Here is a 10,671-nt window from a genome sequence, read left to right as displayed (position 1 = left end):
CCTTCCGGAAGGCGACGCAGCGCGTCAGGCGTCGGGAGGTCGTCGAGGATCGATACGTCGACAAGAGCCAAAGTCGTCACCTGCTGTTCGTCGCGTTCCCACCACACGGGCGGATCTTCAAGGCCGGCGCCCGTGGCGCGCTGACCGACTCCGCCCGACGGCCGAAGCCGTCATCCTGGCGTAAGAAGCCTATCTCGGTCCGGCCCTGCGATGCCATGATCCGGCGAGAGGCGGGATGCGGCATCAAGAGCTTTCGAGCAATCCGTGTGCCTTTACGGTTAAGGCAGTCCGGTCCGCTCGCCTACAAGGCCCCGGGCATTACGGAATAGAGCGGCGATGATCAATATTGTGCATGCATTTTTCCCGGATGAGGGGCTCCGGCGCAACACAGGGTCGCGTCGCGCACCGGCGTGGATGCTGCCGCTCGCGGCCTGCGTGGCTGCCCTGATCGCGCTGGACGCCCGAGCGGCCGATGCCGTGCGGTCGCGATCCTGTGATCCGCAGACCGAATGCCCCGGACGCCGCCCGCCGGGGGCGCCCGACCGCGACGCCCGTCCGTTCGAGGGTACGCTCGGGCGGCCCTGCGCCTATCGCTGGCGTTACACACCCTCCGGCACGCGCCGGGTGCGGGTCTGCTTTTAGGACGATCGGCATCATGATGCAGGATGCCGGCCGGCGAGCGGTCGTTCTCCTCGTCGGGCTCGCCCTCCGCGCGGAGCCTGCCGAGGCGTTGGAATCGTGCCCACGGCACTTCGCCGGGGGACGGCTGCCGGTGCTCGCCGACCCGAAGCTGGCGCCGGACACCGTCCCGCTCTGCTTCGACGCCTTCGCAATCCTGTTCTCGGGCCGCGCGCGAACGCCGCTCTACGCGGCCGAGCGGCTGACGCGGGCGAGCATCGCCGCGGCACGGACCGTCGACCGGGCCGACGCCTTCCACGAGGAGGAACGCCTGCCCTTCCGCACGCGCGCGGACCTGAGCGATTACGTCCATAGCGGCTACGACCGCGGCCACATGGCGCCGGCCGCCGACATGCCGACGCCCGAGGCGCAGGCGCAGTCCTTCAGCCTCGCCAACATCGTGCCGCAGGACCGCACGGCGAACCGCAACGTCTGGTCGGGCATCGAAGAGCGCGTGCGCCGGCTCGCGATCCGGCGCGGCGAGCTGTTCGTGGTCACCGGCCCGATCTTTTCGGGGACGGCCGCCAGGGCGATCAACGGCCGCGTGCTGGTGCCGACGCAGATCTACAAGGCGATCTACGACCCCGCCCGCGGCGAGGCCGCCGCCTATCTCGCCGGGAACGACGCAACGGGCGAATGGCACGCCGTCTCGATCGCGGCGCTGAAGGAGGCGGTCGGGATCGACGTCTTTCCGGGGCTGCCGGACGCCGCCAAGGCGAAGGCGATGAGCCTGCCTGAACCACTCGCGTCGTCCCGTGACGGCGGCCGCGCCGGGACGGACGAGAGCTTCGGGTCCTGGGCGAAACGCGCCCTGCACCGGGCGCTGCGCCACCTGTGGCGCGACCTGATGCGTTCGATCTTCTGAGGAGAGCCCGATGCCACGTGAGCCCGAACCGGAGTTCCGACCCTTCGCCGACGATGCGGCCGTCCGAAACTTCGCAAACCTGTCCTTCGAGAACGGCACGACACGAATCGCGCTGCACGGCTCCCTCGACCTGACGCGGGACCGCGCGGGGCTCGAACGGGCGAAGGCGCTCCGCGCCGTGCTCGATGCGATCGTGACGGCTCTGGAGGCCGAGGACCTGCCCCAGGCCGTCGCCGAGACGACACGGCCGCCGACGATCGTAAAGAACCCTTTCGCCTGAACGGGCTGGAGCGCGTCTCGGCCTCGTTCGGCGCAGGTGCCCGACGCTGCCCGCATCCTTGCCCGGCCGGAGGCGCCCTGTTACGTCGGCGCGAACATCCCAATCGCTCCACGCGGATCGCGACGCGGCTCGACGGCGGGCCTGCGCCGGATCTCGACCCGCGACGGCCGCCATGCGGCCCGCCGGACCAAACTTGAGGACACGACCGATGGCCCGCGAATTCATCTACCACATGAAGGGTCTGACCAAGACCTATACCGGCGGCAAGAAGATCCTCGATAACGTCAACCTGTCGTTCTATCCGGACGCCAAGATCGGTGTCCTCGGCATCAACGGATCGGGCAAGTCGACCCTTCTGAAGATCATGGCCGGAATCGACACGGAGTGGACCGGCGAGGGCTTCGTCGCCCAGGGCGCGCGCGTCGGCTACCTGCCGCAGGAGCCGGAGCTCGATCCGACGAAGTCGGTCCGCGAGAACGTGATGGAGGGCGTCGCCGAGAAGCAGGCGCTGCTCGACCGCTACAACGAACTCGCCATGAACTACTCCGAAGAGACCGCCGACGAGATGACGGAGCTCCAGGACAAGATCGAGGCGGCCAACCTCTGGGAGCTCGAATCCAAGGTCGACCAAGCCATGGAGGCCCTCGGCGTTCCGAGCGACGAGCAGCCCGTCGCCACCCTGTCCGGCGGCGAGCGCCGCCGCGTGGCGCTGTGCAAGCTGCTGCTCTGGGAGCCGGAACTGCTGCTCCTCGACGAGCCGACCAACCACCTCGACGCCGAGACGGTGAACTGGCTCGAAGGCCATCTCAAGAGCTACCCCGGCGCGATCCTGATCGTGACCCACGATCGCTACTTCCTCGACAACGTCACGAGCTGGATCCTGGAAATCGATCGCACCAAGGGCATCCCCTACGAGGGCAACTACTCGGCCTGGCTGGTGCAGAAGCAGAAGCGCCTGCAACAGGAGGGCCGTGAGGACATGGCTCGTCAGCGTTCGATCAACCGCGAGCAGGAATGGATCGCCGCCTCGCCGAAGGCCCGGCAATCCAAGTCGAAGGCCCGTATCACCCGCTACGAAGAACTGGTGGCCAAGCAGAACAACAAAGTCGATGCCTCGGCGCAGATCGTCATTCCGATCGACGAACGGCTCGGCAACAACGTCATCGAGTTCGACCACCTCAACAAGGCGTTCGGCGATCGCCTGCTGATCGAGGATCTCTCGTTCAAGCTGCCGCCGGGCGGCATCGTCGGCGTCATCGGCCCGAACGGCGCCGGCAAGACCACGCTGTTCAAGATGATCACCGGCCAGGAGAAGCCGGACGGCGGCGAGATCGAGGTCGGCCAGACGGTCAAGCTCGGCTATGTCGACCAGTCGCGCGACGCCCTCGATCCGAACGCCACGGTCTGGCAGGAGGTCTCGGGCGGCAACGACATCATCTATTTCAACAAGCGCGAGATCAATTCGCGCGCCTATTGCGCGGCCTTCGCCTTCAAGGGCGGCGACCAGCAGAAGAAGGTCGGCACGCTCTCGGGCGGTGAGCGCAACCGCGTCCACCTCGCCCGCACCCTCAAGGGCGGCGCCAACGTCCTGCTCCTCGACGAGCCCACCAACGATCTCGACATGGAGACGCTGCGGGCGCTGGAGGATGCGCTCGAGGACTACGCCGGCTGCGCCGTCATCATCAGCCACGATCGCTGGTTCCTGAACCGCATCGCGACCCACATCCTGGCCTTCGAGGGCGACAGCCACGTCGAGTGGTTCGAGGGCAACTTTTCGGACTACGAAGAAGACAAGAAGCGCCGCCTCGGGATCGACTCGATCCTACCGAAGAAGCTGAAATACAAGAAGTTTTCGCGGTAGTCGTTAGGCCTGGAGGCTGACGGCCTCGCGCAAGTCCCGTGCGTCCGTCAGCCGCCTGCCCGCCCGTCGCATCGCGCCGAGCATCGCGCGGTCGGGAAACCCGCAATACGGCTCGACCGGCACCGTGCGGCCCTCCGGCACCACCCCAGCGGCGGCGATTCCCTTGAGAACGCCCTCCAGAAGCGGCCGTCCGTGCCCGTGCAGCAGGACGGCCGCGCGCGTCGCGGTGACGTCCGGGGGCAGGCCCACCGCCTCCTGCGCCAGGATCGCGCCGGCATCGATCGCCGGCGCGAGGCGGTGCACGGTGACGCCGTATCCGCTCTCCCTATCGGCCAGGGCATGGATCGTCGGTACGGGACCGCGGTGACGCGGCAAGAGACTCGGATGGACGTTGAGGCCGCCGACCGGCGCCAGCGCCAGCGTCTCGGCCGTCAGGATCTGGTCGAAGTGGAACGTCACGATCAGGTCGGGCGCGTGCTGGCGGAACAGCGCCGCGACGGCCGCGCCGTTCACGTCGTCGATGCTCGCATGCGGGATGCCGAGGCGTCGGCAGAGTGGCGCCAGCGGGGTCGCCTCGGGCGTGTCGCCGCTGCCGGCGAGCCGCTGGGTCAGCGGTGCCAGGGGACGCAACAGGTCGGGCAGCCCGAAGTTCACGGCGAGGTAGGGCAGGATGCCCGGGCCGGAGCGCGCGAGGTGGCGGCGCACTTGGCCGACGAGGCCGCCCGTCGAAGGCCGTTCGGCGTTGGAGAGCCCGACGAACGCGATGGTTTCGGCGTTGTCGGCGACGAAGCGGCGGAGCGCGCGAGCGTTCGGCAACGCCTCCAGCGCGAACAGCGCGAGCCGCGGCCGGGTCATCGAGGGGCCTGCCGGATGCGGAAGCTGAAGGCGCGCATGCCGAACTCGCGCAGCCATTCGGGGGCGAGGCCCGCCCCACGGGCGGCATGGAACAGCAGCCATGGGAAGGCGATGACGCCTGCGTCCCGTTCGAGCCCGCGCGCTATCTTCCGGGCGGCGACCTCGGCGCTGGTCTCCAGCGGGCGCCAGCCCTGGTAGGCGCTGCCCATCGCCGTCCTGACGTAGCCGAGCGTCACCACGTTCACGCGCACGCCGAACGGCTTGAGCTTCTGGCGCAGCGCGAGGCCGTGCGCGAGGAGCGCCGCCTTGCTGCCGCTATAGGCCGGCGCGTCGGGCAGCGGCGCATAGGCGGCGAGCGAGCCGACGAGACAGATCTGGCCGCTGCCACGGGCTTTCATCAGGTCGATGCAGGGCAGCACGACGTTGAGCGCGCCCGAGAGGTTGGTGTCGAGGGTCGCGAAGGCCGTCTCTTCGGTCTCGACCCCGCCGTCCGGATGGCCGCCATTGATGCCGGCGGCGATGATGACGAGGTCGAGCGGGTTTTCGGTATGGAGCGCGCGGACCCGGGCGCCGACGGCGTCCCGATCGCGCACGTCCAGGGGCTCGATGCGGACCTCGGCGCCCTGGGCGCGGCAGATCTCGGCGATGGCGTCGAGGCGGGTCGGATCGCGTGCATTGAGCACGAGGTTCGTTCCGGGCCGGGCATAGTGGCGGGCGAGTGCCGCGCCGATGCCACTGGAGGCGCCGGTGATCAGGATGACGGGCATCTTTTGAGACTGGTGGATTCGCGGAGACGGGCCTGGAACAGCCGGGCGTCGGGCGATCAATAGACCGGGGAGAGGCTGCCGTCTTCGGTGCCGCTCTCGCGGGCCGCGCGGGCCAGCGCGAGGGCAGCCGGCGGCAGCACGGATTCGAGCCGGGGCACGGCGCCGGCGACCGCGCGCTCGATCGCCGTCTTCGAGAAATAGCCGCCGTTGATCTGGGTCCGGTGGATCACGACGCGGCGGAAATCGGCCATCAGCTCCATGTCGGGCGGCGTCGGCGCGTGCCAGAAGCTGTCGATCCCGCCCTGATGGGTCAGGCCCGGCATGTTGTAGATCGCGCTGCCGGTGGCGAGCGTCGGCCGCCCGCGCTCCAGCGAGAGCATGCCGACCGTGGAATTGACCAGCACGACGCCGCGGCTGCCGTCGATCAGCGCCTGCAGGTCGCCGCCGTCGATGAAGTCGATCCGGTCGTTCACGCCGTGGCGCTTGGCCGACTGACGGGCGCGCTTGCGCCAGTCCATGATGCCGCTGTCGAGGGGGTGCAGCTTCACGAGCAGGCGCGTCGCGGCGCCGGGATGTTGGCCGCAATATTTGGCGAAGGACGCGATCACCCGGTCCATGAAGCCTTCGACGCCGAGGAACGGCGAGTGCACCCGGATCTGGTAGTCGCTGTCGAGCTGGAGCGGCAGCAGGAAGTAGTCGGCCTGGATCGCACCGTAGATGCGGTTGACCTCGGAGGCGTGCCGGCGCGTCCGGCCGCGGCGCACGAACTTCTTGATCCAGCCGCCGTACTCGGCGGCGATGTGGTTCGGCCGATGGCTGCGGAAGCCGGGATAGAAATACGGAAAGCCGATATTGGCGAGGTTGTAGGCGATGTCCCAGACGCTCCGGCGCGCCATGTCGCCGGAGAGGGGCATCGCACGGCCGAGCTGCGGCAGCCGGCGGGCGATGGCCCGGATCTCGGTGGCGCTCTTGGGCAGCGAGGAATTGCCGTTCACCCCGCCATGCTCGCAGGTGATCCAGTTCGGCCGGACATAGCCTTCCTCGAAGACGTGGACGCGCACGCCCAGCGGCTTCGCGGCCTGCATGGCCGAGACGTGGTAGGGCCGGCAATCGCCGAACAGCACGAGGTCGGTGACGGCGTGCTCGCGGATATAGGCTTCGAGATAGGCGGCCCAGTTTTCGCCGGTACCGCGATAATCGTCGCAGTCCCCGCGCCAGAACAGCCAGTCGCCGGAGGAGAAGTTGATGCGGCGGACCTTGTGGCCGCGTTCACGCAGCGCCCGGCCGAGATCGGAGAAGAACGGGGAGGCGATGCCCTGAAGGAACAGAAAGGTCGCGTTCGGCGAGCGGGCGGTGGTCGAACGAGGCTGCGGCATACCGGAGAGTTTCGTCCTGGGGCCGGCGCGATCCGAGCCTTCCGCTGTCAGGCCGGCCGTTCCGAACATGGGTCGCACGCCCCCGGATCCCTGATCAATCCGAGCGGCAGCGGGCATTCTGGATTCCCGAAGCGCGTTGCCTGCGGATCACAGGCCGTTGCGCGAGCGAGGTAGCTCTCCGCCCGGATTGCGGCCGGCATGTGATGGCCGGGCGCAAAAAGACGGGCCGGCCAAGGGTATCATTCGCAATCTCGGTGAAGGCCGGGTTAAGCGCCGCCGCCGCATCCGACATTTCGGTTCGACGGGCGTTTGCCGAGGTGATCTAAGGCGCGTTTTCCTGCGTCCCTCGTCCAGCCCCTTCGCATGCCCCAGCCGCTGCCATCGTCGCTGTTTCCAGCCGGCCGCATGATTCGGCATCTGCGCAGCGAGATCGAAGCCGTCACCGGTTGCGTCTTCGCGGCGGGTCCGACCGGTGCCTTCGCCGTTCGCCGAGGCTCGCGGGCCGAGACCGTCCTGAAAGGTTTGGGCCGGCCGATGCTGAGCGTCGCGCCCGGGCCGCTCGTCAGCCCTTACGATTCGCCGGCGACGGGGTTCGCGAGCCTGCGCGTCGCGTTCGACGGTCGGCCCTTCGGAGGCGGCGCACCGGCGGCGGAGCTTGCCGAGCAACTTCGCCGGCATCGCCTGTTCGCCGACAACCGCGCTCCGCCGGCGGCTCCGCTGCCGGAGCTGTTTTCGAGTCGACCGGCGCTGGTCCTCGTCGAGCCGGATCTCGCCGCCGCGCCGCGCCGCCTGCAGGCTTTCGTCGATCGCGTGCTGGCGGCCGTTCCCGCCGGAAACCTCGTCGCCGCCGGGCCGGCCGGTGTTTCTCCGCTGCGGATCTCGGCGCCGCGTCTGACCGTCCTCGCCGCGCCACAGGATCCCTGGTCCCTGTTCGAGCGGGTCTCACGGGTCTACGTCGCAAGCCAGGATGCCGCCTGCGAAGCGCTGCTTGCCGGGGTCGAGACGGTCTGCCTCGCGGCGACCGGCCCTGCCGCGACACCCGACGCGGCGCTGGCGCTGGCGTTGCGCTACGGCCCCGGCGTGCACGCCTTCGATCCCTGGACACGCCGTCCGATCCCGATGGAGGAGGCCGTCGCGCGCGTCGCCTGGCTGCGCGACAAGTTCGCCGGCAACGCGCGCCGCACCGTCTATGTCGGCATCTCCCGCTGGAAGCGTCCGGCCCTCGATGTCTTCGCAGACGGTCCTTCCGGCGCACCGATCCATACGATGACCGCAGAGGATGCCGTCGCGGCGGCCGCGCTCGAAGGCGCGCAGGTCCAGGCCTGGGCGACTCGTATGCCGGAGCGCCTCGCGACGCTGTGTGCCGAGGCCGGCATCCCGCTCTCGCGGATCGAGGACGGCTTTTTGCGCTCGGTGGGACTTGGTGCCAGCCTGCAGCCCGGCGCCTCGATCGTCGTCGACGACACCGGCATCTACTACGACCCGCGCACCGAGAGCCGCCTCGCCCGCATCCTGAAGCAAACCGCGTTCGAGCCCGAGCTCGTGTCGCGCGCCAGGAGCCTGCGCGAGGCGATCGTCGCGCGGCGGCTCAGCAAGTACAATGTCGGCCTGTCGCAGGCGGCGACCGACTGGCCGGCCGGCCGGCGGATCGTGCTGGTCCCGGGGCAGGTCGAGGACGACGCCTCGGTGCAATACGGCTCGCCGCTGGTGCGCACCAATCTCGGGCTGCTGCAGGCCGCCCGCGCCCGCAACCCGGACGCGTTCCTGCTCTACAAGCCGCATCCCGACGTCGAGGCGGGCTTTCGGCCCGGCGCGATTCCGGAAGCCGAGGCGCTCACGATCGCCGACCGGCTCGTCGGCGGCCTCGCCATCGTCGACCTGCTCGACCGCGTCCACCACGTCGAGACCATGACCTCGCTGGCCGGCTTCGAGGCGCTGATCCGCGGCCTCACCGTCGCGGTGCATGGCCGTCCGTTCTATGCCGGCTGGGGCCTGACCGAGGATCTCGCGCCGGGCGCGAACCGCGGACGCCGCCTTGCCCTCGACGAGCTCGCGGCGGGCGCGCTGATCCTATATCCGCGCTATCTCGACCCGGTGGCGATGAAGCCCTGCGAACCGGAACAGCTCCTCGACCGGCTCTCGGCGGTGCGCGACGCCGCCGTCCCGTCCCGGCTCGCCATCGGCGGCGTTCGTCACGGGGTGATGCGCGCCCGCTACGCCCTTCTCAACCCGATCGTGCGACGCCTGCGCGCCCGTCGCGGCGTCGGCGGCCTCCCGCGCTGAAGCCCCGTCTTGTCGCCGATGTCCGTGATCCTTCCCATCGTCGTCGCCCTCGCCGCCGCCTTCGCGATCGAGGCTGCCGCCACCGCCCGGCGGGTCAGCCTCCGGCCCGGCGACGTCGCGATCCGGCTCGGTGCCTATGCGCTGATCATGGCGTTCTGGTTCGTGTTCTCGTGGCGGCCGTGGCTCGCGGGCTTCTCGATCGTGACGACCATCGTGGTCACCGTGCTGGTCAACCGCCTCAAGCGCCGCGTCCTCGGCGAGCCGCTGGTGTTCAGCGACCTCGCCCTGCTTCGCCAGGTGCCGCAGCATCCCGAGCTCTACTACACCACGCCGCTGACCCATCCGAAGACGGCAGTGCCGCTGCTGCTCGGGGCCGGCTGCGCCGCATTCTGGTACACGGTCGAGCCGGCGGCGCTGCCGCATGGGCTCGGCGCAAGCCTCGCGGCAATCGTCGCGCTGCCGCTCGCTCTTCTCGCCCTCGGGTTCGCCGCGCGCACCCGGCACGGCCGAGCCGCGTTCGCCGCGCGGTTTCCGGCGCCGGACCTGGAGGCCGACGTGGCGCGCACCGGCGTGCTCGCCACGATGCTCGCCTACTGGGCCCGTCGCGACGCCGAGGCCGCTGCTCCGAGCCCCGCCGGAAAGCTGTCCCTGCCGCCGGGCCGGGGCGACGAGGTCGTCGTGGTGGTCCAGCTCGAATCCTTCATGGATCCGGCCCGTCTCGGCGGCCCGACCCTGCCGATGATGGAGCGGGTCCGCGGCGAGGCGGTGCAGTACGGCCGGCTCACCGTGCCGACGCACGGGGCCTACACCATGCGCTCCGAGCACGCGGCGCTGACCGGGCGGGAAGGCGCGAGCCTCGGCTTCGGCGGCTTCGATCCCTACCTCTCCGGCGGCGGCCGCGAGCCGACGAGCCTCGCCCGTCTCGCCCGGGCGGCCAGTTACGAGACGGTCTTCGTCCACCCCTACCACCCCGACTTCTTCGACCGCGCCGGCGTGATGCGCGAACTCGGCTTCGACCGCCTGATCATGATCGAGGATTTTTCGGACGCGCCCCGTGTCGGCCCCTATGTCGGCGACGCCAGCGTCGCCGAGCGCATCCTGGCGGAGGTGCGCGGGCGCAAGGGGCCGATCCTCGTTTTCTGCTCCACGATGGAGAACCACGGCCCCTGGAAGCCGGGACGGCTCGCCGGAATCGACGATCCGCTGGGACAGTATTTCCATCACGTGGGCAATGCCGGCCGGGCGGTCGAAGCGCTGATCGACGGGCTCGCCGCGGAGGAGGCGACGCTCTGCGTCTACGGCGATCACGCGCCGTCCCTGCCCTGCTATCGCCCCGGCGACGGCGATCCCCGGACGGACTACGCCCTGTTCCGGTTCGGCCGCCCACGCGCCGGCGCGCCGCAGCGGATCGATCTCAGGATCGCGGCGCTCGGCTGTCGCCTGCGGGACGCAGTGCGCTCCGAAACGACCTGAGCGCCGGGGCCCAAGCGTGGCCATGCCACGCTCGTGACGCATTGCTGCCGAACGGCTGAGCTTGGACCGGCTGACGCTGCGGTCCGGTCGATCTCAATCACCCGTTAAACCGATCGCAGCGATTTGGCGGGTAATCGGAAGAGACCCAGTTCCGGGGGTGGGCTTGCCCGCGCGCCGGATGGAGATGTGTTCATGGTGCGTATCGCGGCCCCCGTAGCCCTGCTGGCCTGTCT

Annotated in this window: 10 protein-coding genes; 7 read left to right on the top strand and 3 right to left on the bottom strand. The window is 69.8% G+C overall.

Features of this window, described 5'->3' with window-relative positions; all coding sequences use genetic code 11:
- From MHA02_RS22485 to ettA, 5 genes are all read left to right on the top strand, one after another.
- Positions 1-329, top strand: a 329-nt coding sequence (locus MHA02_RS22485) for a hypothetical protein (RefSeq protein WP_210245099.1), incomplete at its 5' end; no start/stop codon positions are given.
- An 85-nt stretch (positions 330-414) separates the two neighbouring features.
- Positions 415-642 carry a hypothetical protein gene (locus MHA02_RS21165; protein WP_238180469.1) on the top strand — a complete coding sequence of 76 codons (228 nt, stop codon included), beginning with the start codon at positions 415-417 and terminating at the stop codon, positions 640-642.
- A 13-nt stretch (positions 643-655) separates the two neighbouring features.
- Complete coding sequence (locus MHA02_RS21160) at positions 656-1,543, top strand: DNA/RNA non-specific endonuclease (protein ID WP_147082484.1); 888 nt, start codon at positions 656-658, stop codon at positions 1,541-1,543.
- Between the two features lie 10 nt (positions 1,544-1,553).
- Positions 1,554-1,823, top strand: a complete 270-nt coding sequence (locus MHA02_RS21155; RefSeq protein WP_147082482.1) for a hypothetical protein — start codon at positions 1,554-1,556, stop codon at positions 1,821-1,823.
- A gap of 208 nt (positions 1,824-2,031) precedes the next feature.
- Positions 2,032-3,684, top strand: a complete 1,653-nt coding sequence (ettA, locus tag MHA02_RS21150; RefSeq protein WP_147082479.1) for an energy-dependent translational throttle protein EttA — start codon at positions 2,032-2,034, stop codon at positions 3,682-3,684.
- A gap of 3 nt (positions 3,685-3,687) precedes the next feature.
- On the opposite strand, the gene MHA02_RS21145 is transcribed toward ettA, so the two are convergent.
- The 3 genes from MHA02_RS21145 to MHA02_RS21135 are packed head-to-tail and all read right to left on the bottom strand — an operon-like array spanning position 3,688 to position 6,682.
- A complete protein-coding gene (locus tag MHA02_RS21145) occupies positions 3,688-4,539 on the bottom strand; it encodes a formyltransferase family protein (protein WP_147082477.1) in 852 nt (283 codons plus the stop codon).
- The gene (locus MHA02_RS21140) at positions 4,536-5,306 is read right to left on the bottom strand and encodes an SDR family NAD(P)-dependent oxidoreductase (RefSeq protein WP_147082475.1); all 771 of its coding nucleotides are present in this window, start codon (positions 5,304-5,306) and stop codon (positions 4,536-4,538) included. The genes MHA02_RS21145 and MHA02_RS21140 overlap by 4 nt, the downstream gene beginning before the upstream one ends.
- A gap of 56 nt (positions 5,307-5,362) precedes the next feature.
- Positions 5,363-6,682, bottom strand: coding sequence for a capsule polysaccharide biogenesis protein (locus MHA02_RS21135; protein ID WP_147082473.1), 1,320 nt, complete (start codon positions 6,680-6,682; stop codon positions 5,363-5,365).
- Between the two features lie 405 nt (positions 6,683-7,087).
- Here MHA02_RS21135 and MHA02_RS21130 point away from each other — a divergent pair, with 405 nt between their 5' ends.
- Positions 7,088-8,965 carry a capsular polysaccharide export protein, LipB/KpsS family gene (locus MHA02_RS21130; protein WP_238180468.1) on the top strand — a complete coding sequence of 626 codons (1,878 nt, stop codon included), beginning with the start codon at positions 7,088-7,090 and terminating at the stop codon, positions 8,963-8,965.
- 9 nt (positions 8,966-8,974) lie between these two features.
- The gene (locus tag MHA02_RS21125; RefSeq protein ID WP_373866690.1) at positions 8,975-10,438 is read left to right on the top strand and encodes an LTA synthase family protein; all 1,464 of its coding nucleotides are present in this window, start codon (positions 8,975-8,977) and stop codon (positions 10,436-10,438) included.
- Positions 10,439-10,671: the final 233 nt, after the last annotated feature.

Origin of the sequence: Methylobacterium haplocladii (assembly GCF_007992175.1) — a bacterium.
GTDB lineage: Bacteria > Pseudomonadota > Alphaproteobacteria > Rhizobiales > Beijerinckiaceae > Methylobacterium > Methylobacterium haplocladii.
The sequence above is the reverse complement of the archived record's forward strand: the minus strand, read 5'-3'. Positions and strand labels throughout refer to the sequence as shown.

Coding starts and splice junctions, on each gene's coding strand:
- MHA02_RS21165 (WP_238180469.1), top strand. CDS start 415: ATGCTGCCGCTCGCGGCCTGCGTGGCTGCCCTGATCGCGCTGGACGCC.
- MHA02_RS21160 (WP_147082484.1), top strand. CDS start 656: ATGATGCAGGATGCCGGCCGGCGAGCGGTCGTTCTCCTCGTCGGGCTC.
- MHA02_RS21155 (WP_147082482.1), top strand. CDS start 1,554: ATGCCACGTGAGCCCGAACCGGAGTTCCGACCCTTCGCCGACGATGCG.
- ettA (WP_147082479.1), top strand. CDS start 2,032: ATGGCCCGCGAATTCATCTACCACATGAAGGGTCTGACCAAGACCTAT.
- MHA02_RS21145 (WP_147082477.1), bottom strand. CDS start 4,539: ATGACCCGGCCGCGGCTCGCGCTGTTCGCGCTGGAGGCGTTGCCGAAC.
- MHA02_RS21140 (WP_147082475.1), bottom strand. CDS start 5,306: ATGCCCGTCATCCTGATCACCGGCGCCTCCAGTGGCATCGGCGCGGCA.
- MHA02_RS21135 (WP_147082473.1), bottom strand. CDS start 6,682: ATGCCGCAGCCTCGTTCGACCACCGCCCGCTCGCCGAACGCGACCTTT.
- MHA02_RS21130 (WP_238180468.1), top strand. CDS start 7,088: ATGATTCGGCATCTGCGCAGCGAGATCGAAGCCGTCACCGGTTGCGTC.